Raw genomic sequence first — 22,625 nt, 5'->3', positions numbered from 1 at the left:
TGTCTCCTTCACCGTGAGATCACGGCATCGTTCCCCAAGAGAATGCCGTTTTTGTGAAGGCCGCCAAGCACCGGGTGCTTCGGCCGCTGATGTTGTTTAGCGAATCCTTGCTGTCATAACATTGCCGGTTGCTGGAGGCTCAACCAGAGCATTGGTGGTGACGGCGAGGGTTCGACCCCCAATTTCAACATCTGCTGCCATCATGGCCGGCAGTACGGTGGTCTTCTTGCCATGGGAAAGCATTGAAACGCCTGCCCCCATCAGTTCGGAGACGTAGACCCGCCCGCGGTGATCAACAGCAATGCCGGTTGGAGCGCTAAGGCCCTTGGCCAGCAGTTCGGTGCGGTGAGACTTCAAATGCATACGGTAAGCCTTGCCAGCAGAGAACGATTCACCCGGTACGCCAGGTAGCACCGTGTAGTACAGCCAATTCCCAACAACTTCAATGTCGGTGGGAACAGGCTGGGCATAGTAATTGTGTCCCAGCATGCAGTCAGGAACGTTCATGCCATTGGCAGCGCCTTCCGCCTGAACTTTCTTGGTGATCATGACCGGTTCGGCGGGTAACTTCTTCACAAGCTTCACCTTGCCATGATGCGAAACGTTCAAGATGACGTTGGCCCCCGCATCCCCAACGTACAGTCCATTGCGGCTCGGCGCGGTGGAGTACGGATGAGAGTACATCTCACCCTTTGACTGCATGGCTGGTGATTGAGCTAGACAGGATTTTGAAACGTCCCGGACACCGTACACGGTATTTGCATCCGGGTTGTGCTTCTTTTCAAACTTCAGCAGGTCGGTGACCGAACGAGTCTTGCCGTTCTTGATGGTCTTCAAGACCGCTGGACCAGCAACATCCGGGGCGGGCGAGCTGTTTTCAAAATAGTACGTGGTGCCGTTGGCGTAGGAAACGCCAGCGATTTCGGAGCCCGGGGCGCTGGCAATAACTTTCTTGACTCCGGTCTTGGAAACTGAGCTCAGCTGTCCCGCGAAGGATTCGGCAACCAGCAGGCTCCCGTGGGGGCCGAAGGCTACCTTTAATGGTGAGATCAAACCATCGGTGAGTGTTTTGACGTTGCTCACCGGGGGTTTAGGCGAATGGTGTGAGTGGTTGTTGCTGTGTGCTTGAGCCGGGGTCACGCTGAGGGTTACCGCCAAGGCCGAAGCCGCGGCTAGTGCCGCGATGGATCTGAATTTCATCTGGATGACCTATTCAAAACGCAATGTTGTTCCACAATTTGTGGGGAACAGAGGTGATTGAGTTGGTCTCGCGGTGACTACAGACGTTGGGCATCGAAGGCTCGTCAACGAGCGCGCGACACCGGCAAAGATGCGGAACAAATTTGCCGTCTGTGGGTGGTGCGAGTGGATACCGATAAGAACGGTGTGCGGGTTAGCGCCCCAGCTGTACTTCCCCGGGAACTGCTTATTCGGTGTAGACCGAACAGTGAGAACAGTATTGCTGGACTTGGAGGAAGTCAATGGGTTCTACATCTTGTATTTTCAAGGTTTGAGGTATTCAGAAAAAGTTTCTTTGTAAAACATCAGACCATTGGACGGATGCCAAGATTTGGTTGCCAAGGGTGGTTGGAGGGTGAAAGTTTTGATGCAGACTAAGGTTTTTTGGGTTGAAAGCACTCAGCTTGCTGAGATATTTGGTGCATTCTTGTCATGACATGCGGCAATGGATTCGGGTGGGATGGTTTGATCGGATGCTGCTCCGGAATTACTAATCCCTAGTCCAGAAATAATCCCGGCGCTGCCCAACAGCAGAGCTGTCAGCAGGGCAACACGATGAAATGCAGTGGTGTCCAGCACAGGTCCGGTGACCAGTCTTATCGCGGCAATGGCAATAAGCCCCGCCACGCGAGCGACAGCATTATTTATTGCTGAGCCAATGCCGCTTTGCGAAGCATCGAGTGCGCCCAAGATTGTTGCCGTGAGTGGAGCCACGGTGATAGACATGCCGAGACCAAACACCAATATTCCCGGTAGCAGTTGCTGCCAATAATTCAATGGGTTGGCAACGGTTACCATGAGCAAAAAGCCGCTTCCCGCGATCAGTGGGCCGATACACATGAACAGCCGGGGCCCGTATTTACCAGAAAGTATCCCGAAGACTGTTGAGAGTGCTAACGACAGAACCGTCACGGGGATCGTGGCCAGTCCAGCTGCAAAAGCGCTAAAGCCCGCGGCTTCTTGCAGAAAGACTGGAATGATGAATGTGCCAAGCGAAATTCCCGCATAGAAGGCCGCGGTAGCCACGTTTCCAACGCTAAAGTTTCGTTCACGGAACAAACTCAGCGGCATCATGGGCCGAACTGCTTTACTTTGGCGCCAGAAAAATAGGGCAAAGGATAGCAACCCGATACAAAACGGCAAATAAACCACGGGGTTTGACCAATTGGAGCTGCCTTGGACAATCAAGGAATAAACGGTTCCTGCAAGTCCCAGTGCTGTGAAGAACGCGCCAGGTAGATCGATGGCACCATGAGCAGAAGATCTTGCGGGGTCGTGCAATCGTACGAGCAAGGCCAATGTCACCGCAATGGGAATGATATTGATGGCAAAGATCAACCGCCATGACACCAAATCCACCAATAGACCACCCAATAAGGGGCCCGCAACAAATGCGGTACCCGTCCACGCGGTCCACGTACCGATGGCCTTAGCCCGTGGTTCTTCGGGAAATTCGGAGGTAATCATTGCCAATGAGCTGGGAACCAAAAGGGCAGCGGCCGCACCTTGAAGGAGCCGAGCAGCAATGAGTATGCCAGCGTTCGGGGCAACCACACATAGCAGCGAAGCAATGCCGAAGAGCAGCAAACCCGTACGTAGGATTTTCACTCGGCCAAATATGTCCGACAGGCTCCCGGCCACCAAGATCAAAGCACCTAGGGAGAGTAAATATCCATCTAGAACCCATTGTTGAGTGCTGATTCCGCCACCAAGCTCCTTGGAAATTGCTGGCAACGCCACATTGACTATTGATCCATCAAGGAATGCGACGAACGAAGCAAGGATGGCAATTTGCAACACAACCCGTTGTTGCCTGTTCACGTTCTCCACCTCCACCTCCACCCACACCTCGGAACTCAGGATCTTTAATGCCGACCGTAGGGGGCATATTTGAGGTAAGTCAATGGTCGGATGATGGATTCTCCAGCAGGAGTCGCAAACAACAGGAGAATGCTCGGTTATCACGCAAGACACACTGTGAATGTTGAGGAGTGCCCAAGGCATATTTGGTGATGTTGCGCATGGGGTGGCGGGAAGCAAAGAAAAGCTCTGGCAATCCAGCCTATACTTGAGGGCGTGAAAACAGCGGCGCAGAACACCACGGAACCCATTGGCTCAGGCCTTGTCATTATCGACAAACCACAGGGCTGGACGAGCCATGATGTTGTGGGACGTACCCGCCGACTGGCAGGAACCCGTAAAGTCGGACACGCAGGAACCTTGGATCCGATGGCTACCGGAGTCTTGGTACTTGGTATTAACAAGGCAACGCGCCTCCTGACCTACATTGTGGGTGCTAACAAAACCTACACGGCAACTATCCGCTTGGGTGAGTCTACGATCACCGACGATGCTGAAGGTGAGATGGTCCAGGCGCGCATTGCCGCTGCCGTCACCGAAGAGCAGATCCGTGAATCGGTTGCAAAGCTGACCGGGCCCATTGAACAGGTTCCTTCTTCGGTGAGCGCCATCAAGGTCAACGGTGAACGTGCTTACGCTCGCGTGCGCGCCGGAGAAGATGTGAAGCTCGCGTCTCGCCCGGTAACCATCCACAGATTTGAGATCCATGAGATCCGTCGCGAACGCGCCGGCAAGGTCTTGGATATTGACGTAACCGTCGAATGCTCCTCGGGCACCTACATTCGTGCGCTGGCTCGAGATCTGGGTGAGGACCTGGCCGTGGGCGGCCACCTCACCGCATTGCGCCGCACCGAGGTTGGCCCGTACACCTTAAATCGTGCTCGCACACTTGAACAGCTTGCCGAGAAGTTTGAGTATCTTCCACTGGAAGCTGCGGCAGATGCACTATTCGTACGTCGAGATTTGACCGAACACGAACGTGCCGAGCTTTCCTACGGACGCCGTATCTCGAGTAATGAAACCGAAGAAGTGACAGCCGCCTTCGCTCCGGATGGAACCCTGGTGGCCCTGCTCAAGAACAAGGGCAAGGAAGCCAAACCAGAATTGGTTTTCGCCACAGCCTCCTAAACGAGGGTAACCAAGGGTAATCAGCATTTGAGTGGTTACCGATCTAAGGGGTTTATTTCACCGTGATTGTTGACGGTTTCTTTATTGCTGGTGCCATCCTGTGCGCTATTACCGTGTTCCTGGGCATCTTGGCCACGATCATCAGAGCCTATCCTGATGACTTTGCCCTTGTCTCGGTGGCACTCCTCGAGGTGTTCCTTGTCGTTTACGGGATCTCCGCGGCAATCAGGCAGGCCGGAGGGCAGGCAATTTCCGGGGTACCGTGGGAATTCTGGGGCTACTTCATCACCGCGTTGTTGATCCCGGCCTTGGCCTTCATTTGGGCGGTCACCGATAAATCGCGCTGGTCAAACACGGTGCTTGCGGTATCAGGTGTCATTGTCTTTGTGATGCTCTTTCGGATGGAACAGATTTGGGATGGGGCAATCGCAGCATGAGTGAGAGTAATAAGCAGGCAGCCAAGCGCTCGCGCATTATTGATGCGGCACAGAAGCGTAGTGAAACGGACAGGCCGCGGCGTTCTAACGGTGGGCGTAGCTCGGGTCTGGGACGCATCATCATTGCCGTTTACGGTGTTTTGGCACTCTCGGCAACGGTACGTGCGCTTTACCAAATCCTTATGGATTTCTCCGCGGCCCCGCTTGCCTACCTGCTCAGCGCACTGGCCGGACTTGTCTACATTGTTGCAACGCTTGCTCTGGCCTCGAAGAAGCCCGGTAGCTGGAAGCTGTCCTGGTACGCGGTTTGGTTCGAACTCATTGGTGTGCTGGTAGTTGGTGCACTGAGCTACCTGCTGCCAGCTCTCTTTGCACACCCGGCGGTATGGTCGCACCTTGGCTCCGGGTACGGCTATGTGCCGTTGGTTCTGCCGATCATTGGCCTGTGGTGGTTGCATAAGCATCGCACCGACACTGGTAACTAGATATGTGCAAGTAGATTTTTTGGTATCAAGAAAGGCGCTGTTTCTATCTTCCGTTTGAGAAGGTAGAACCAGCGCCTTTCTCACTGTGAAGCTATGGCCACTATTTCTTGCCGAAGAGCCCACCTAGGATGCCGCCGAGGTCAAGACCGCCAGCCTGTGGCTGATCGGCCTGCTGCTGGCCGCCACCGAGTAGACCGCCGAGCATCCCACCAATGTCTAGGCCACCTTCGCCCTGAGCCTGTTGCGCTCCACCGCCACCGAGTAGACCGCCAAGCATCCCGCCGAGATCGAGTCCACCACCACCCTGCTGCTGGCCACCACCGAGCAATCCACCGAGCATGCCGCCAATGTCTAGGCCGCCACCGTTGGGAGCTTCCGAAGCCGTGGAGGCTGAGTTCTTTGCGAGGAAGCTCATGACGATTGGCGCAAGCATGGGGAGTGCCTTTTGTACCAGCGCGCCAAGATCCAGCCCCGCCGGTGCGGCGCTGCTCAGCTGAGAGACAAGAGCGCTCTGGTTCTCACCGAGGACATGGTTGACGATCTTCTGTCCGTCATTGACGTCAACTGCTTCGATATCGAGCCCATTGTCGAGCAATGAAGCGTCATGCTGCTGGATTGCGGATTGAAGAGCCTGCGCACCCTCGGGCGAGGAAGCATTGTTTTGCATGCCAGCCACCAAAGACGGTAGCGCTGTGGCAACGGTAGCGCGGGCGGTTTCGCCATCCACGCCAAGTTTGCCTGCGATCTGGTCGAGCGGGAGTATGTTGAGTAGATCGTTGAGGTTTGTCATGCGAACTCCTTTAGCGAAGATGAATCGGGCGATTCTCGTTCATCATACGGTTTCAATGTGAGCTTTTGGTGGGTTCTGGGCGAGGTTTTGGTGAGGTTGGCATCAAGAATCGGTAGATATGGCATTCGTCGGCCATAATAGTTAAGGCTGCGCAACGGATAGCCAAAAAATCAGCGGAGGAGCAAGCGTGCACTATTGGAAAGGCCTTGAAGCCGTACCAACCGGCGTCGGCCCATCGGTAGTCACCATTGGCAACTTCGATGGCGTGCACCGTGGCCACCGCGAAGTATTGGCAGCTGTAGTTTCCGAGGCCAAGAAACGTCAGGCTCAAGCAATTGCTATTAGCTTTGATCCACACCCGGCCCAGGTACACCGCCCCGATGATGCCCCGGAGCTCATCATGGGTATTGCCGATCGAATCGAAACCCTTGCCGAAGAAGGCCTTGATGGTCTTCTGATGATTCGTTACACCCTCGAATTTGCCCGGGCCACGGCAGAAGAATTTGTTTCAAAGGTGATTGTTGGCGCTCTGGGCGCCTGCACCGTTGTTGTGGGACACGATGTTCGTTTTGGCCGCGAAAATGGTGGCGACTTTGCAACCATGTGCGAACTTGGCGAGCAATACGGATTTGAAGTCATTGGCATCGATGACATTGGTGAACACCGTCGTTGGTCTTCCACCTGGGTGCGCGAAGCGCTCAACCGTGGAGAAGTCGCAACCGCAGCGCAGATCCTTGGCCGCCCACACCGCATGCGCGGCGAGGTTGTCCATGGTGCCGCGCGTGGCCGCGAACTTGGATTCCCCACGGCAAATCTTGACCCTGCAGCCACCGGAATTATTCCCGCAGATGGCGTCTATGCAGGATGGCTAGTTGATGAAGCGCAGGTGCGCTGGCCGGCTGCCATTTCCGTGGGATCAAACCCAACTTTTGAGGGAGTAAGCCGTCAGGTTGAGGCTCACGTGATTGACCGCCCGGAAGAGGGCGTTGAGGATTTTGATCTATATGGTCAGCAGATCGTTGTTGAATTCGTTGAACACTTACGTCCCATGGTTGCTTACCGGGGGATTGAAGCATTGATCGAACAGATGCGTGAAGATGTTCTGCGCACCCGTGCGGTCCTGATTCATGCCTGAGGTTTCAACACCGCAACTACCCGAAGTGCCCCGGCCCATCCCGTCCTTGCCGGCGCGGGCGTTCACTATGAGCGCCCAACGCCGCAACGATTTGGCCGCAGCCTTCCGGATTGGCGGAAAGCACTATGACGCTGTGCGTCCTTCCTACCCGAGCGCCGCAGTAGATTTCATGGTGCCACCTACGGCCCGTGATGCAGTGGACATTGGTGCCGGCACCGGGATTTTCACGGCAATGCTCCTAGCTCGTGGTCTAGACGTTCGTGCTGTGGAACCCTCCCAGGACATGCTTGAGGTTTTGCATACTCGGTTACCCGAGGTGTGTGCTACCCCGGGAACGGGGGAGAGCACCGGCTTAGCTGACCTCAGCGCGGATGTCATTACCTATGCTCAGGCATGGCATTGGGTTGATCCCAAGCAGGCGAGCAGCGAGGCCGCACGGATTTTGCGTCCCGGTGGGAAGCTCTCCTTGGTGTGGAATCAACTAGATGTTTCGGTTTCTTGGGTACACCGCTTGGCGCGCATTATGCATGCGGGGGATGTACACCGTCCCGATTTTTCTCCACCCTTGGGTCAAGAATTCTTTGCCCCGGAACCGGGCCAATGGACCTGGACGCAGCAGCTCACCGGCGAGCAGATCATTGAGCTGGCTAAGTCCCGCAGCTACTACCTTCGTGCAAGCGAGGCCACTCGTGCTCGGGTTGAGCACAACCTTTCTTGGTATCTCTATGATCATTTGGGTCATGCGACTGGTGAACCGATTACGGTTCCTTATCTGACCCATGCTTGGCGAGCGCGGCTCAAGGGTTGAAGGAGATCAAGTAAATAAGCATGCGGAAAGTGTGCTTGTGGTCTCTGTCTCGATGTGCACTAGGACCTCATCCGTTTGCTAGACTTATCAAGGTGTTCGCTGCAGTCCGCGGTTGCGTGACACCTGCCGGAAACGGTGCATTTGAAACGCGGTACAACTCTAGGAGTTATTGTGGCATTAGACGCCGCTGTCAAGCAGGAAATCATGAAGGCCTACGCCACCAGCGAAGGCGACACCGGTTCACCAGAGGTTCAGATCGCCGTGATGACACGTCGCATCCTGGATCTGACGGAGCACCTGAAGATGCACAAGCACGATCACCACACCCGCCGCGGCCTGATGGCTCTGGTTGGTCGTCGTCGCCGCATGCTCGCCTACCTGAAGGGCACCGACATCGCACGTTACCGTACGCTGATCGAGCGCCTCGGCCTGCGTCGCTAATTTTTAGCACTAGGTTTGATTGAAAATTCCCCGGTTCCCTTGAATGGAACCGGGGAATTTTTTATGCTCAGCGGCTCCGTGACAGACTGTCTCCCAAGGTCCGCACATGAACCCGGATACCGGTCACCATGGATGAATGTGGCGCATTCCATGAAGTGCAAGTACAGGCCTCTCGCACCGTGTGCCTCGAAACGAGGCGGGATCGATGTTTGACTACCACTTTCCGCATATTGGTACCCGGCATGATGGGAAATGAAGCGGGTGTTTTTAAGCGTCGCAGATCATGAGCGGGTCACCGCTGTGGCCTATTTAGCTTGTGCACAAGTTACATGTGTGCAAAGCTTTTTGTATGAGCGACATTCTGGGAGTCCCCAACGAAGAATCTGATCCACTCGATCAGATGATTTGCTTTGCGCTTTATGCCGCAGCGCGTGCCACAAATCGCTGTTATGTATCGCTGCTCAAACCGTGGGGACTGACGTATCCGCAATACCTGGTTCTTGTTTTGCTGTGGACTCATAAGTCGCTGTCGGTCAAGGACGTTGCTGAGCATCTGAAACTAGATTCGGGGACAACCTCACCGCTGATCCGAAGACTAGAGGCCCGAGGATTCCTGGCGAAGGAGCGCTCACTGGATGACGAACGAGCAGTGATCGTCTCTATTACCGAAGCCGGTACTGCCTTGCGTCAGGAGTTGGCTCATATTCCTTCACGCGTTGCAGAAGCCACCAAGCTAACTCTTGACGATGGCAACTCTGCGCTCTCATTGCTACGCGAGGTAGCCACAAATCTTGCCAGCACACCCTTGCCCGGAAACACTCCTGCCGAGAGGGCCTGACTGATGACTGCCATTTACGCGGCCAAAGCCAAAGTCGGCGACGACTAACGACGCGCGCTGACGATACCAAGACCTTCCGAGTGGCACCCGGAACCGGTAAGCAAAAACTTGCCCAAAACCACGAATTTTCATGGCAGCTTCACACGAAGCGTCTAAACAACAAGCGATTGAGAGCATCATGCGTGCACTAATGCATAACGAATTCGGTGACCCAGCAGAGGTTCTGAGCGTTCAGAACATTCCGGTTCCAGACCCCGGAGCCGGCGAAGTCCGCGTCCGCACCGTTCTTTCGCCCATCCACAACCATGACCTGTGGACCATTCGTGGCAGCTATGGATTCAAGCCAGAATTCCCGGCTCGCTCGGGCTCCGAGGCAGTGGGAGTCATTGACGCTCTCGGCGAAGGCGTTAGCGGCCTTGAAATTGGCCAGCGTGTTGTCACCGGGGGCACCTTCGGCGTATGGGCCGAATTCTTCATCGCCAAGGCAGCGGCGCTGATCCCAGTTGCGGATGTTATTCCCGATGAGGTTGCTGCGCAGTTGGTTTCCATGCCCTTCAGCGCCATTAGCCTCGTAGATTCGCTGAATCTGAAGGCTGGCGAATGGCTTGTGCAGAACGCAGCCAATGGAGCTGTGGGCCGGCTGGTGGCGCAACTAGCCAAGGCGCGCGGCATCAATGTCATTGGACTTGTTCGCCGAAGTGCAGGAATCGAAGAACTTGCGGCACAGGGAATCGGCAACATTGTTGCCACCGACACCGAAGGCTGGATCGATCGGGTTCAGGACATCTCTGCCGGTGCCCCCCTCATCGCCGGTGTTGATTCCGTCGGAGGCAGTGCAAGCGGCGAGGTAATCTCACTGCTGGCCGAAAACGGAACTCTTGTGGTGTTCGGTGCCATGCAGTCGCCAGTCATGGAAATCGGTTCCGGGGCCGTGATCTTCAAGCAGGTCACCATTCGCGGATTCTGGGGAAGCAAAGTGAGTGCCTCTATGCCCGCTGAAAAGCGCCGCGCTTTGATGGGAGAGCTCTTCAAGCACATCACCGATGGTGTGCTTACGCTTCCCGTTGAAGCGATCTACTCCTTCGAAGAGGCCGGAGTCGCCGCCCAGGCCAACTTTGCCCCGGGACGCGTTGGAAAGATTATGCTGCGTCCCTAGTTTCCAAGACTCGATTTGCTAATGAGTCCCCCGGTTCCTTCGTGCAGGGAACCGGGGAACTTCTTATTCGAGGAGTAAGGTGCAGATGTGATCGGCCGAAACGTCTGCGTTCCTACTGCTTTCGGATATTTAGTTGCCAATAAGAACGGCATGCGGGGGAGTCTGCATGCCGTGAGCGAGAGCAACTGCCGGGTCATCACCCAAATGGATCATCTGGTTTTGCTCATCGACATGAACCACTCGAGGAACGAAAGTGCGAGCTTCCGCATCTTCCATTTGTGCGTAGCTGATGATGATCACCAGATCTCCGGGGTTCACCAGGTGTGCTGCGGCTCCGTTAATCCCGATGACGCCGCTGCCGCGTTCTCCGGCAATGGTGTAGGTTTCCAGCCGGGCCCCATTGGTGACATCCACAATGCTGACCAATTCACCCGGAAGAATGTCCGAGGCTTCGAGCAGGTCTGAATCAATGGTTACCGAACCCACGTAGTGCAGGTCAGCGTGGGTTACTGTGGCGCGATGGATCTTGGATTTAAACATATTGCGTTGCATGAAGTGAGTTCCCATTCGTGTGTAAGTGCTGCGCTGGCAGTTTACGCACGAAACCATGGAATTAGCTTCGAGTTACGGTTTATCTCCCAGGATCACCTCTATGGGGAAACTTAGTGCGTGTTGTCGCCGAGTTCCTGTGCGGCGCTGCGCAACGTGTTCAGCGCCCGTTCTTTCAAATCTTGCGTGAAGCGAACGGTTGGCAGATAGACAGCGAACATGGCTGCCAGCTGTCCGTTGTGCCGCACAGGTACGCCAATGCCGGCAAGTCCTTCTTCGAGCTCATCAACGACGATGGTAAATCCATCGGCGCGTATCTTTCGAATCTGCTGCTTGAGAGGTTCTTTCTCCACAATGGTCTGAGCCGTGTGACGTTCAAGTGTGAACCCATCAATTATTGCGCTTGAGCGCTGTTCTGGTAACTCGGCCAGTAACTGTCTTACGTAACCGGATGCAGGGGATGCGATGGTCTCACCAGCCCAAGCCGAGGTGATGCCCAATAGCTTTGGCCCCCTGACCTCGTGAATGACGCGTGCGGTGGCGGGCCCCGTTGGAATCGCAAGCATGCTGGTTTCTTCCAAATCTGCCGTAATCCTTTCGAGGATTGCCGCCCCGCGTTCTTGCAGATCGTAGGCCGGAGCCACCGCGCGAGTAAGCCGCATTATGGTAGGACCCAGTACCCAATTCCGATCACTTCCTGGGCGTGCCACGACGCCTGCATCAAAGAGCGAAGCCAGAAGTCGAGAAACGGTTGTGCGGGGTAATTCTACTGCGTTGCTCAAATAGGCAATGGTTGCTCCGTCTGGAACTTGCGCCATCGCTTCAAGTAGATCGAAGGCACGTTGAAGCGATTCGTTGCGGGCTGTGCCGGGCAATAGGGGATTGGATTCCTGTGCCGCTGACCTGCTCATATCCTTCGGGCCTACTTAAGTTTGATCCATTGCTTCATTTCAGTTCAAAGATATCACCATTACTCAAGATGACCATCTGACGGTTGCTTAATAACCGCTTAATGGTCATACTCGTTTATTGGATGACCTGCATCACATGCTTCGGGGTGATGAGACAGGTTGAAAAGATAACTTCGAGTCTCTTGAACGGGAGTTTTGATGAGTGGTAATTTTCCTGCCTCGGCGCACATCGGCGCTGTTGACGTGGTCTTTGAAAATGTAAGCAAACGCTACCCTGATGGAACTTTGGGCGTCGACTCGGTGGACCTCACCTGTGAAGCCGGAAAAATCTCGGTATTCGTTGGGCCATCGGGTTGCGGGAAGACCACCTCGCTTCGCATGATCAACCGAATGATCGTTCCTACCCGCGGACGGATCATGATTGGTGGCCAAGACGCCGCAGAGCTCAACGAAACTGAGCTGCGTAGAGGCATTGGCTATGTCATCCAAAACGCAGGACTATTTCCTCACCGCAATATCCTCGATAACATTGCTACAGTTCCACGGCTCTTGGGTGTTTCCCGCAAACAAGCACGCAGCAATGCCGGGGAACTTCTTGAACGCGTTGGCCTGGATCCCTCGCTGGGAAACAAATATCCATACCAACTATCAGGTGGACAGCAACAGCGCGTCGGAGTCGCACGCGCTCTTGCTGCAGACCCACCCGTATTGCTGATGGACGAGCCATTCTCAGCGATTGACCCAGTAGTCCGTTTGGATCTACAAAACGAACTTCTACGACTACAACGCGAGATCGGCAAAACGATCATCTTTGTCACCCATGACATGGATGAAGCGATCAGACTTGCCGACCGAATCGTGGTTTTTCAAAAAGGTGGAACACTCGCCCAGTCAGATACTCCAGAAGTACTACTCACGCAGCCTGTCAGTGCATTCGTTCGCGACTTTACCGGCGACAGCGGTGTCAAGTGGCTTTCGCTTATGGGTACTGCTGGTCTGCCAATCTGCCGTAGGTACCTCACCGGGGCCAATCTTGAGCAAAGCGACATAGATCATTGGCGATTGTTGCTAGATGGGAACAACCAAGCTGCCGGCTGGATTAAGCCTGGCCAACATGGAACGGATGACTTGATCCCGTGTCGCCGGACCTTCGTGATGGGCCGTGACCCCATGCACTCGGCCCTGGATTCGGCATTGCTCTCCCCTGCCGGATATGCGGTAGCGGTGGATGAAATGGGTGCGGTTCTAGGGCTGACGGATATTTCATCGTTTGAACCCTCAATTTCCGCTCACCGGGAGCGAGTCAATGCTTGATTTCGCCTGGGTGAGTAGAAATCTGCCGCACATCATGGAGCTACTTCAGGAACATATCTTGCTCTCGTTGCTTCCCATCCTCATCGGTTTAGTGCTTGCCATTCCCATTGGAATCTTCTGTGTTCGGTGGAGTTGGCTCTACCCAGTGGTGTTGTTGTGTAGCTCGGCATTCTTTGCCATCCCATCACTTGCCCTATTTGTTTTTATGCTCCCGTATACCGGGTTGGGCCGAACCACAGCGATCCTTCCATTGAGCTTGTATACCCTTGCTCTGCTGATCCGCAATGTGGTCGACGGGATCAAATCAACAGATGAATCTGTACGCCAAGCCGCATCAGCCATGGGCTACGGAACGTTACACCGCTTAATGAGTGTCGAGCTTCCCAACGCAGTACCAGTGATCCTAGGGGGGCTGAGAGTCGCCACGGTAGCCAACATTGGTATGGCTTCGGTGGTTTCGGTGATTGGTCTTTCCTCACTGGGCGACCTATTTGTTGATGGCACCCAACGATTCTTTGCAACCCCCATCGTAGTAGGAATCGTACTAACAGTCCTCTTGGCGCTGGTTGCCGACTTGTCGTTGGTAGCAGTACAACGCGGGCTGACCCCGTGGTCCCGAAGGAGTGCAACCCGATGAGTGTTATTGACCTGATGAACGAATGGTTCGCCAAGGACTCCACCTGGAACGGAGCCGAGTCAATCTGGGCACGAATCGGTGAGCACCTTTTCTACAGCGTGATAGCCATGTTGATAGCAGCCTTGATCGCGATCCCGCTAGGAGCCGTGTTGGGACACCTGCGGCGTGGCGAAATCGTGGTGCTAACCATTGCGAATTCAATTCGAGCCTTACCAACATTGGGTCTACTGACCTTGATGGTAATTCTTACCGGCATTGGATTGCTGCCTCCGCTCATCGCTCTGATCATTCTGGCAATTCCACCCATGCTCGTGAACGTCTTTGAAGGCGTACGCGGAGTTGACCCGGCAATCGTCGACGCCGCCCGCGGTGTGGGCCTGACCGGAACGGCAACACTCCTACGTGTGGAACTACCCGTGGCGCTGCCACTTATTTTGATGGGTGCCAGGCTCGCAGCCATCCAAGTAGTCTCGGCGGCCACCATCGCAGCCTATGTAGGACTCGGTGGATTGGGCAGATTCATCTTTGATGGCATGGGCAGACGCGATTTCGGCCAGGTAGCCGGTGGATCACTGGTTGTAGCACTGCTGGCCATTGGAACAGAAGCACTATTCCTCGCAGTGGCTTGGGCATTAACTTCCCCGGGTGTCCGCCAACGTAAGCGCTTGTCATTGCTCGGAATCGGGCAAAGAACAGCACCGATATTCAATAGAAAGAAGGTAGCGGCATGAAAAAACATCTAAAGAAAACAGCCTTGCTCATGGCAGGAACCATGCTGTTGGCCAGCGGCTGCGCGGCAAGTGATCCGTTGGCGAAAGCTGGAACCAAGAGCGATACCGAAATCATCACCATTGGATCAGCAAACTTCCCGGAAAACGTCATCCTTGGTGAAATTTATGCCAAGTCCTTGGAAGACGCCGGGTACGGAGTGGAACGCAAGCTCAATATCGGTGCACGCGAAGTCCTTTACAGCCAGGTAGAAAACTGCACCCTGAGCGTTGTCCCCGAATACAACCAAGCACTGTTGGCCTTCATAGCTCCTGAAGCAGTGGCCAAGGGTACGGCTGCAGTAGATGCGGCGTTGCAAGAGAATCTGCCAAGCAACCTGATGATCCTCGATTCGGCACCGGCGCAGGATAACAACGCAGTAGGAGTTCTGGGAAGCACCGCCGAAAAATACGGGCTTGAAACCATTGAAGATCTTTCCAAGGTCTCCAAAGACTTAGCTTTTGGTGGCCCCACCGAATGGAAGACCCGCCATGACGGATATTCGGGCCTCGAAAAGGACTATAAAGTCGCCTTCAAGGAATACAAGCTACTTGACTACTCGGGTCCCATCACTATTTCTGCTTTGGAGAAAGGCGATGTGGATGCGGCACTGATTTTCTCAACCGCACCGCAGATCAAATCCATGGGATTCAAGATCCTTGAAGATCCAAAGAACACCATTGGCGTCAACAATATCGTTCCATTGCTTTGCAAAGACTCGGTACCGGCAGAAGCTCGTGCGGTGATTGAATCCATCAACGCCAAGCTGACCACCGATGACCTAACCGCCATGAATGCGTCCTTCATTCTTGATCACCGTGACGCTGCCGATGTTGCCAGCGACTGGGTCGCAGAACAGGGGAAATAAGATGAGCAACACCTACACACAAAAAACAGCCGAGACCCTTGAAATGATCAAGGATCCAACCAACCCACAATTTTTCCGTCAGGTCATGGGACGCTATCCAACCGGGGTTGCACTAATTACGGCGTTGGAAGAAGACGAAACACCTGTGGGAATGGTTGTTGGAACCTTCGCCTCAGTCTCCTTGGATCCACCATTGGTCTCCTTCACGCCGGCACGAACATCCACCAGCTGGCCACGGATTAAGGCGACCGGACGCTTCGTTGTCAATGTCCTAGGTGCCACACAGGAGCAGGTCTGCCGATCATTCAGTGGACGAGGCGGAACAAAATTTGAAGACATACCCTGGATTCCTTCCCCAGAAGGTGCCCCGTTACTTGAAGACGCGGTGGCCTGGATGGATTGCCGGTTAGAGGATGTCTTTGACGGAGGTGACCACGAGATTGTCTTGGGCTTGGTCGAGCACATGGACATCGCCAATACCGAGCTCCCCTTGCTCTTCTTCCAAGGCGGTTATGGCCAATTCACACCTCATTCAATGGCCACGGCTGGTCCCGGTCTCGAAGACCAACTTGCGCTCGTTGACCGGGCACGGCCAGAAATTGAGACGTTGGCACAAAAGCTCGGTTGTGATTGCCTGATCGGTGGGCGCACAGATAGAGAAATCGTGCTCTTGGCCAGTGCCGGTCTGGGAAACACCGAATGGATTCCGGCAGTAGTCGGCAAACGTCTTCCGTTGGCGGCCCCGGTGGGACGAACAGCCATGGCCTGGGCCGAACCACAAGAAATTGAAGCGTGGATCAACTCCGGAGCAGGTGTGGATAGTACAGAAATGCGCACCATGCTCAGCAAGATCAATGAGCGAGGCTACTCGATCTCGGTAGACGCCGTGGGACTAGAAGCTGACGTGATCTCCGGTGGCCGACTCGACGCACGCGAAGTCATGGATCCGGGCACCGAAGCTCTAGAGCCAACAACCACCGGTCAGGTGCATTCAATTGCCGCACCCATCTTTGGTATGGACGGGGAAGTGGTGCTCATTGCCTCGCTCTATGGGCTGCCCCATGACATGAGCTCCAGCGAGGTAGATCGCTACGCAGCCGAACTGCTGGCAACAAGCCAAAAGATTTCCCAGAACCTACCAGTTTCCCAGACATAACCCAACGCTTCATTCCTTGCCGACAATCAAGAACTCGTAGAAAGACGCGAAACATTGACTACCCCACAGATGACCCTTGGCCTATTGCTCTCACCCACCAGCTCACATATTGCGGGATGGCGACACCCGGATGCCATCTCCAATGCTGGAGCCGAATACAAAGACATTCTGGCAACAGCAAACTCAGCCGAAGAAGCAAAGCTCGACTTTGTCTTCCTTGCCGATGAACTCTGTGCACCGGAAGGCGACGCCGATATTCTCAGCCGCGACCCGGTAATCTACCGCTTTGAACCGCTGACCCTGCTCGCGGCGCTGGCAGTGAGCACCCGAAAGATTGGCTTGGTAGCCACCCAGACCACAACTTACAACGAGCCATACCATATTGCGCGCAAGTTTGCCTCGCTAGATCAGCTCAGCAATGGTCGTACCGGGTGGAACCTTGTTACTTCCTATGTGGAAGCCGAAGCCCGAAACTTTAGCCAGTCCGAGCACCTGAAATATGCAGACCGTTACCAGCGTGCGCGCGAATTCCTCGAGGTAGCCACCGGATTGTGGGACAGCTGGGACGATGACGCGTTTATTCTGGACAAGGAATCGGGCCGCTACTTTGATCCTTCCAAGATGCACGTGCTTGATCATCACGGCGAACATTTCGACGTCCGTGGACCACTGAACGTATTGCGTCCCATCCAAGGCCGCCCCGTACAGGTACAGGCAGGATCCTCCGAAGACGGACGTGCGCTTGCCGGCGCATACGCCGAGGTTGTCTTTACCGCGCAGAATTCCTTGGAGAAGGCACTCGAATTCACCAATGATGTGAAGAACCGTGCCGAGCAGGCAGGACGTGGTACAGGAAGTGTCAAGGTCTTGGCTGGTGTCCAGCCAATCATTGGGGCAACCATGGAAGAAGCACAACAGAAGTATCGTCAGATGCAGGAACTGATTCACCCGGTGATCGGGTTGACGCGCCTATCGCAGCTGCTTGGGTTTGATGTGAGTGTATTACCGCTTGATGAGCCGTTGCCGGAGGTCATTCCGGAAACTAACTCCTACCAGAGTCGTCAGAAGCTCATAGTTGAGGCAGCACGTCGCGACAATCTAACGATTCGTGAGCTGTACCTGCAGGTAGTCGGCGCCTATGGGCACCGTGTAGTTATTGGAACCGCCGAATCCGTGGCAGAAGAATTGGCCGACTGGTTCACCGCCGGAGCCGTTGATGGTTACATTCTTTCCCCAACCTACTTGCCGGATGGCTTTGAGGAATTCAAGGAGCAAGTCCTACCGATCCTGCGAGAGAAGGGAATGTTCCGCGAAGAGTATTCGGGGGATACTTTCCGTGAACACCTTGGGCTAGCACGTCCGGAACGCGGTGAAGCACGCGCCGAAAAGATTGCGCAGGTTCAATAGCTTTCAGTAGAAACACTTTCAGTAGAATCAACGGTTCGGGGTTGCTAGCGGATAACGATCCACTGGCAACCCCGAACTTTTTCATTGGAAATCAGGTAACCAATGATGAGTGGGATGCTTGAGAATCAAGACTAAAGGTGACTAAAGACTAGATTCGTTCTTTTGGCCGGCGATGAGCTGATTCTGCAAATCCCAGTAACTGGTGGCTTTGGGAAGCGGTAATCCATCCCGCAGGGAAAGCACTGCGTTCACGCTTGCATCTACCGAAGCCCGGTAAGGCAGTGAACCAGAACTGATTCGCCGGACACCGAGTTCTCCAAGTTCGGCAACACTGAGGGAAGGGTGTGCAAGCACGTTCAGCGGTAGGTCAACGCCCGCAGCAAGAGCGGCAATGTCATCGGCACCGAGAGTGCCCGGAACAAAGATTCCATCCGCGCCAGCTTCACTGTAGGCGGCAGCGCGTTGCAGAACTTCCGCTACCGATGCTTCCTCATCGAACCAAAAATTATCGACCCGGGCATTGATGAAAATCTGGGAAGCACGTTCTTTGATGGCCAATATTTTGACGCAGACCATGGCTGGGTCCACCAGATGACCCGATCGACTGTCCTCGAGATTGATTCCGGCAGCTCCGAGGTCCGCCAGTCGAGAAACGAAGCTGGCGACTTCTTCGGGATCATCCGAATATCCGTCTTCCACGTCCGCGGTGACGTGCGCCGGTAGCCGCCCGATCTGTTTGATGAGTTCAAAGGTTCCTGCTTGGCTGCTCCGATCCCCGTCGGGCATTCCGGAGCTCGCCGCAACGCCAAAGCTAGTGGTACCAATCGCTGGGAAACCAGCGGCAATGAATGCCATGGCCGACCCGGAGTCCCATGCGTTGGGTAGAACCAATGGGAAAACGGAATGGTGGAGTTCTTTGAACGTTGGCATCTCGGATACGCATTCTTCATATGGAAGGTGGGTATCTCCAATCCTACGAACAATCAAATGGATAACAAGAGGCCAAGCAATAGCGTTGTCGAGGACAAGAAAGTTGCGGGTCTGTGCGTCGGAGCGGGCCGATGCACAGACCCGCAACTTATTTGCGGACGGGATCTGTCCTGATCACGGGCCGAGGGGATACGGGGGAGAATCACCGCTCGTTCCATGACTTCTAATGGGAGCAAAACTCTAGCTTTGGGAATTAGCTAGTGCCTCTGCTGCTACGTTGACTGATTCTGGCGAAGCGCCGGCGTTCGAATCCTGAGTTGGTGTTGCACCTGGTCGTGGTGCCGTATCGATGACAGGACGGCGGGTAGCACGGTGATGAACCAACTGGGTCGCGTCTGGGCGCGAATAATGTCCGGCGGGATCACCCGCGACTTTGGACATAGAGATCATTCCAAGATCTAGATCGGCATAGACCAACCCCTCGACATCGGCTGGGAGAGACTCATGAAGCTGCCGTCCATCGGGACCAAAGATTCGCGCGTGCCCTCCACCGGGTTTCAGTAGCTGGCGCTGCAGATCATCGCCACACATCTCCTGGACCATCTCTGGGGATACCGTGGCACACGGGGCCACAACAAAGCACTGTCCCTCAACCGCGTAGATGCGTGAGGCAGAGGTATTGACCTCCATGCCAAGTGCGTATGCCCCGTCCTCATAGAGGGAGAAGCTCGGCCAGGCGGCAACGTGGACTTGTTCGTTTTGTGCGTACATTGCGTACTTGGACAGCGGCTGTAGGTGCTCCCAGCAACAGAGGCTTCCGATTCGGCCTAGGGGAGTATCGACTACTGCAAGATCGGAGCCATCTCCTTCTCCGTAAATGATGCGTTCAACGTGAGTGGGCTTGAGCTTGCGGCGCTGGGAAATGCTTTTTCCATCAGAACCGATCAACCACTGAGCAATATAGAGGCTGCCACCGCTGCGTTCGCTCAGGCCCATGGACACCATGATGTTGTTCTCCTTGGCTGCGCGGGCTAGACGATCTGCCTGAGGCGTTCCGTACTCAAGGGAATTGTCGAAGTAGCGTTGGGAGAATTTAGCCATCCAGAGGGCAGGCGCTTCAAGCCATGCATACCAGGGGTATCCCGGAAGCCAGAGTTCGGGGAAAGCAATGAGGGAAGCTCCATTGCGTGCTGCTTCCTCAATTAAGGAAATCGACTTATCAAGTGTTGCATCAAGATCAAGGAAAACCGGTGCTGCCTGAACCGCTGCGGCTTTGAAAGTTGGGTGTTCCACGATTGACTCCTTCTTGGGTGATCCACTTCACGAAAATGTGCTTGGTTCATTCAGTCTAGGAAGTCGTGCTCGGAGAATCTTGCCTAGGAATATCACCTTGTTTGACTGGAAGTGTCACGGCTTCATGTAGGGCATGAAGCCGCAATCTCATGGTGATTGCCAACGCGAGATGCCTATGATGGCGTATGGCCAAGATGCTGTCTACCGATTTGGTGCCACAAAAACAGAAACTCGAATTCTGGAACGAAGCGGTCTCCGAGACCTTCGTCAGTTTGCAATGCGTTGCCTTGGGGGACCGCGACTTTATTGATGGTGAAATCAGCGTTAAGCCACTGGCCTCGTTGGAAGTATCTATGGTTCGTGGAACCGGGCAACTGGTATCTAGGGCGTCCTCGGGTATTGCCGAAGACCAGGACGGTGATTTTTATTTGGTGGGTGTCCAGACACGAGGATCATGCGTTGTCTCCCAAGATGGAAAAGACGCAAGGATCGATCATGGAGGGTTTGCTTTATATGACCCGAGACGGCCCTATAGCCTTGAACTCACCGATGATTTTGAACAACTGGTGATCCGAGTTCCTAGGGTGTCTCTAGATCGTCAATTTGCCGGTGCCGAACAGCTCAGTGCGCGTGGAGTGGATGCGAGCCGTGGTGCCGGGATCTTGTTGAGCAACAGCATCAAAACCTTTGCGCACGAAATTGGCACACTTAGCCCCGAGGCTGCCTACGCCGTATCTCAGGGCATTGAGCATCTCATAGTCGCCGGGCTTGAATCGGTGGCCGATGTGGATGCAGATGATGCTCTGGCCGGACGGCGACAAGTTATTCAGCGCTATATCCTCAAAAACCTGTGTGACCCGCAACTGAGCATTACCTCGGTCTCCGAAGCATTGCATCTGTCGCCAAGCAGCGTGCACCGCACCTTCGCCGCGGAGGGCGAAACCGTCATGAACTGGGTCTGGCAACAACGTTTGGATGGCGTGTACCGGGATCTCACCGGGTCCCGTCACCGCGGCACGCTCACTGAGCTGGCCCATAGCTGGGGATTTTCGGATTCGGCGCACTTTAGCAGGGCTTTTAGGCGACGATTCAGCGTGACCCCCTCGCAATTGCGTGCCAAGAAAAGCTAGCTAGTTTAATATCTAGACTGGTGGCGGTTCCAGATGCATCCGGAAAAGGTAGGAATATTGTTGCCCGTTCCCTAGCTGACTTGGGTATCACTATGTGTCGATCTCGTCTGAGGTCACGAAAATTCGGAGACCGCCACTAGCTCGCTTCAGAGAATCAGTCTGATTTCCAACGTAGTTGCAGGATGACTCACTCACCTACTGCTGAGCGGAGCCTACCTAACCGCCGATCTTCTGCTGGAGCGCGAACGGCGTGACCGCAAACATCGCGATCAGTGTCATGACCAAGACGGCCATTGTCGCCAATCGCATGGACCGTTTCGATGAGACCAAGAAGGCGATCGTCGCAGCGATCGCGACTACACCAATAGCTATGCCTGACAAGCCACTGGTCAGACCCCAGATAAGACCCTGAAATGAATTGTCGGTAGTAATTCCATACTCGGCGATGAAGGCGTAATGAAGCATGACCGCAAGTATTGCCAGCACAACCTCAACGGCGAGCAGGATCGCAGAAGCGATGGGCCGGCCGGTCGTCGTTAACGTGGACATGACTCATTCTACATTCGATTTATAAAATGTGTATGGGTCGGCGGAAGACGTTTTCAGCGGTCAAAACCACCACGGAAGGTGCCAGCAGACCTTATTGCAGTGGTGAACCGTAGAACGCCGTGACCATTGCGGAATTTGACTCGATCAAGTGCTCACGCATTTTGGACTCTGCTTCTGCCGCATTTCCGGCCGCGATGGCGCTGAGTATTGCTTCATGTGCTTCGCGCTCATTGTCGGACGCGATGTGGTCCTCGACGAGGGGCATGAGGTGGTGAAGTCTGTTGATCTCATCGGTGAGCATACGCACCAGCGTGGCGGCCCGTTCATTGCGTGAGGCGCCCACACAGGCAAGGTGAAACTCTCGAGCCGCATGGACTCGATCGCTGAGGGATTTTTCTGGAGCAAATTGCTGATCCAGTAGCGATCGTAGCTTGAGGACTAGCGAATCGGTGACATTCCGTGCTGCTGCGGCTAAGAGCGGTGGCTCTAAGATGAGGCGCAATTCCATGACATCTCGCACGTCATGGAAACTCAGTGGCCGGACCATGTATCCCTTGCGAGGAAGCAGAGAGACCAAACCTTCGACCATGAGCATCTGGAGTGCTTCGCGCACTGGAGTCTTGGAGACACCAAAGAGCGCGGCCAAGTCGTTTTCCAACACAATTTCGCCCGGACGCAACTCGGCGGTCAAGATCTGTTCACGAATCTGGGAACGAACCCGCTCAGCAGCAGATTCGCGTTCGACGCGCGGTCTAGTGCTGGTTCTTTCGTCCAAGATGACTCCATTCATTGTGCG

Annotated in this window: 24 protein-coding genes; 15 read left to right on the top strand and 9 right to left on the bottom strand. The window is 54.7% G+C overall.

Features of this window, described 5'->3' with window-relative positions; all coding sequences use genetic code 11:
• Positions 1-96 precede the first annotated feature (96 nt).
• Positions 97-1,200 carry a ScyD/ScyE family protein gene (locus tag CQ018_RS10630; protein WP_105549980.1) on the bottom strand — a complete coding sequence of 368 codons (1,104 nt, stop codon included), beginning with the start codon at positions 1,198-1,200 and terminating at the stop codon, positions 97-99.
• Positions 1,201-1,638: 438 nt separating this feature from the next.
• Positions 1,639-3,060, bottom strand: a complete 1,422-nt coding sequence (locus tag CQ018_RS10625) for an MFS transporter (protein WP_105550122.1) — start codon at positions 3,058-3,060, stop codon at positions 1,639-1,641.
• 288 nt (positions 3,061-3,348) lie between these two features.
• Here CQ018_RS10625 and truB point away from each other — a divergent pair, with 288 nt between their 5' ends.
• The 3 genes from truB to CQ018_RS10610 all read left to right on the top strand — a co-directional run bounded on the left by truB (position 3,349) and on the right by CQ018_RS10610 (position 5,149).
• Positions 3,349-4,227 carry a tRNA pseudouridine(55) synthase TruB gene (truB, locus tag CQ018_RS10620; RefSeq protein ID WP_105550121.1) on the top strand — a complete coding sequence of 293 codons (879 nt, stop codon included), beginning with the start codon at positions 3,349-3,351 and terminating at the stop codon, positions 4,225-4,227.
• Between the two features lie 62 nt (positions 4,228-4,289).
• Positions 4,290-4,664: a hypothetical protein gene (locus CQ018_RS10615; RefSeq protein WP_105549979.1), complete on the top strand. Its 375-nt coding sequence runs from the start codon at positions 4,290-4,292 to the stop codon at positions 4,662-4,664.
• The gene (locus CQ018_RS10610; protein WP_105549978.1) at positions 4,661-5,149 is read left to right on the top strand and encodes a hypothetical protein; all 489 of its coding nucleotides are present in this window, start codon (positions 4,661-4,663) and stop codon (positions 5,147-5,149) included. The genes CQ018_RS10615 and CQ018_RS10610 overlap by 4 nt, the downstream gene beginning before the upstream one ends.
• 100 nt (positions 5,150-5,249) lie before the next feature.
• Here the strand turns inward: CQ018_RS10610 and CQ018_RS10605 are convergent, their stop codons facing one another.
• Positions 5,250-5,939, bottom strand: a complete 690-nt coding sequence (locus tag CQ018_RS10605; RefSeq protein ID WP_105549977.1) for a DUF937 domain-containing protein — start codon at positions 5,937-5,939, stop codon at positions 5,250-5,252.
• 187 nt (positions 5,940-6,126) lie between these two features.
• Between CQ018_RS10605 and CQ018_RS10600 the strand changes: the two genes are divergently transcribed.
• The 5 genes from CQ018_RS10600 (at position 6,127) to CQ018_RS10580 (ending at position 10,317) form a co-directional block, all read left to right on the top strand.
• Positions 6,127-7,074, top strand: a complete 948-nt coding sequence (locus CQ018_RS10600; protein WP_105549976.1) for a bifunctional riboflavin kinase/FAD synthetase — start codon at positions 6,127-6,129, stop codon at positions 7,072-7,074.
• A 67-nt stretch (positions 7,075-7,141) separates the two neighbouring features.
• Positions 7,142-7,882, top strand: a complete 741-nt coding sequence (locus CQ018_RS10595) for a class I SAM-dependent methyltransferase (RefSeq protein ID WP_105549975.1) — start codon at positions 7,142-7,144, stop codon at positions 7,880-7,882.
• A 171-nt stretch (positions 7,883-8,053) separates the two neighbouring features.
• The gene (rpsO, locus tag CQ018_RS10590; RefSeq protein WP_105549974.1) at positions 8,054-8,323 is read left to right on the top strand and encodes a 30S ribosomal protein S15; all 270 of its coding nucleotides are present in this window, start codon (positions 8,054-8,056) and stop codon (positions 8,321-8,323) included.
• 349 nt (positions 8,324-8,672) lie between these two features.
• Entirely contained in the window at positions 8,673-9,161 is a 489-nt protein-coding gene (locus CQ018_RS10585; protein WP_258142558.1) for a MarR family winged helix-turn-helix transcriptional regulator, read from the top strand.
• Between the two features lie 178 nt (positions 9,162-9,339).
• Entirely contained in the window at positions 9,340-10,317 is a 978-nt protein-coding gene (locus tag CQ018_RS10580; RefSeq protein ID WP_105549973.1) for a zinc-binding dehydrogenase, read from the top strand.
• Between the two features lie 129 nt (positions 10,318-10,446).
• On the opposite strand, the gene panD is transcribed toward CQ018_RS10580, so the two are convergent.
• Both panD and CQ018_RS10570 read right to left on the bottom strand, forming a co-directional pair.
• The gene (panD, locus tag CQ018_RS10575) at positions 10,447-10,869 is read right to left on the bottom strand and encodes an aspartate 1-decarboxylase (protein WP_105549972.1); all 423 of its coding nucleotides are present in this window, start codon (positions 10,867-10,869) and stop codon (positions 10,447-10,449) included.
• A 110-nt stretch (positions 10,870-10,979) separates the two neighbouring features.
• A complete protein-coding gene (locus tag CQ018_RS10570; RefSeq protein ID WP_105549971.1) occupies positions 10,980-11,777 on the bottom strand; it encodes an IclR family transcriptional regulator in 798 nt (265 codons plus the stop codon).
• A 198-nt stretch (positions 11,778-11,975) separates the two neighbouring features.
• On the opposite strand from CQ018_RS10570, the gene CQ018_RS10565 reads away from it, so the two are divergent.
• Genes CQ018_RS10565 through CQ018_RS10540 form a run of 6 tightly spaced genes read left to right on the top strand, consistent with a single transcriptional unit; the run spans position 11,976 to position 17,927 of the window.
• Positions 11,976-13,091: an ABC transporter ATP-binding protein gene (locus CQ018_RS10565; RefSeq protein WP_105549970.1), complete on the top strand. Its 1,116-nt coding sequence runs from the start codon at positions 11,976-11,978 to the stop codon at positions 13,089-13,091.
• Entirely contained in the window at positions 13,084-13,728 is a 645-nt protein-coding gene (locus CQ018_RS10560; protein ID WP_105549969.1) for an ABC transporter permease, read from the top strand. Before CQ018_RS10565 ends, CQ018_RS10560 begins: the two co-directional genes overlap by 8 nt.
• Positions 13,725-14,459, top strand: a complete 735-nt coding sequence (locus CQ018_RS10555; protein ID WP_181149841.1) for an ABC transporter permease — start codon at positions 13,725-13,727, stop codon at positions 14,457-14,459. Before CQ018_RS10560 ends, CQ018_RS10555 begins: the two co-directional genes overlap by 4 nt.
• Positions 14,456-15,364: an ABC transporter substrate-binding protein gene (locus CQ018_RS10550; protein WP_105549968.1), complete on the top strand. Its 909-nt coding sequence runs from the start codon at positions 14,456-14,458 to the stop codon at positions 15,362-15,364. The genes CQ018_RS10555 and CQ018_RS10550 overlap by 4 nt, the downstream gene beginning before the upstream one ends.
• Position 15,365: 1 nt before the next feature.
• A complete protein-coding gene (locus tag CQ018_RS10545) occupies positions 15,366-16,520 on the top strand; it encodes a flavin reductase (RefSeq protein ID WP_181149840.1) in 1,155 nt (384 codons plus the stop codon).
• A gap of 54 nt (positions 16,521-16,574) precedes the next feature.
• Entirely contained in the window at positions 16,575-17,927 is a 1,353-nt protein-coding gene (locus tag CQ018_RS10540) for an LLM class flavin-dependent oxidoreductase (protein ID WP_219844046.1), read from the top strand.
• 141 nt (positions 17,928-18,068) lie between these two features.
• Here CQ018_RS10540 and CQ018_RS10535 read toward each other — a convergent pair whose 3' ends face one another.
• Positions 18,069-18,857 (bottom strand): isocitrate lyase/phosphoenolpyruvate mutase family protein, encoded by a 789-nt coding sequence (locus CQ018_RS10535; RefSeq protein ID WP_105549965.1) that lies wholly within the window; start codon positions 18,855-18,857, stop codon positions 18,069-18,071.
• A 240-nt stretch (positions 18,858-19,097) separates the two neighbouring features.
• Positions 19,098-20,150, bottom strand: a complete 1,053-nt coding sequence (locus CQ018_RS10530; RefSeq protein WP_105549964.1) for a carbon-nitrogen hydrolase family protein — start codon at positions 20,148-20,150, stop codon at positions 19,098-19,100.
• Between the two features lie 185 nt (positions 20,151-20,335).
• Here CQ018_RS10530 and CQ018_RS10525 point away from each other — a divergent pair, with 185 nt between their 5' ends.
• Positions 20,336-21,280: a helix-turn-helix domain-containing protein gene (locus CQ018_RS10525; RefSeq protein ID WP_105549963.1), complete on the top strand. Its 945-nt coding sequence runs from the start codon at positions 20,336-20,338 to the stop codon at positions 21,278-21,280.
• 216 nt (positions 21,281-21,496) lie between these two features.
• Here CQ018_RS10525 and CQ018_RS10520 read toward each other — a convergent pair whose 3' ends face one another.
• Complete coding sequence (locus tag CQ018_RS10520) at positions 21,497-21,829, bottom strand: hypothetical protein (RefSeq protein WP_105549962.1); 333 nt, start codon at positions 21,827-21,829, stop codon at positions 21,497-21,499.
• 91 nt (positions 21,830-21,920) lie between these two features.
• Positions 21,921-22,619 carry a GntR family transcriptional regulator gene (locus tag CQ018_RS10515; RefSeq protein WP_105549961.1) on the bottom strand — a complete coding sequence of 233 codons (699 nt, stop codon included), beginning with the start codon at positions 22,617-22,619 and terminating at the stop codon, positions 21,921-21,923.
• Between the last annotated feature and the right edge of the window lie 6 nt (positions 22,620-22,625).

Origin of the sequence: Arthrobacter sp. MYb227 (assembly GCF_002975435.1) — a bacterium.
In the GTDB taxonomy this organism is placed as follows: domain Bacteria; phylum Actinomycetota; class Actinomycetes; order Actinomycetales; family Micrococcaceae; genus Paeniglutamicibacter.
Note: the sequence above shows the minus strand (reverse complement) of the source record. Positions and strands in the feature narration are given on the sequence as shown.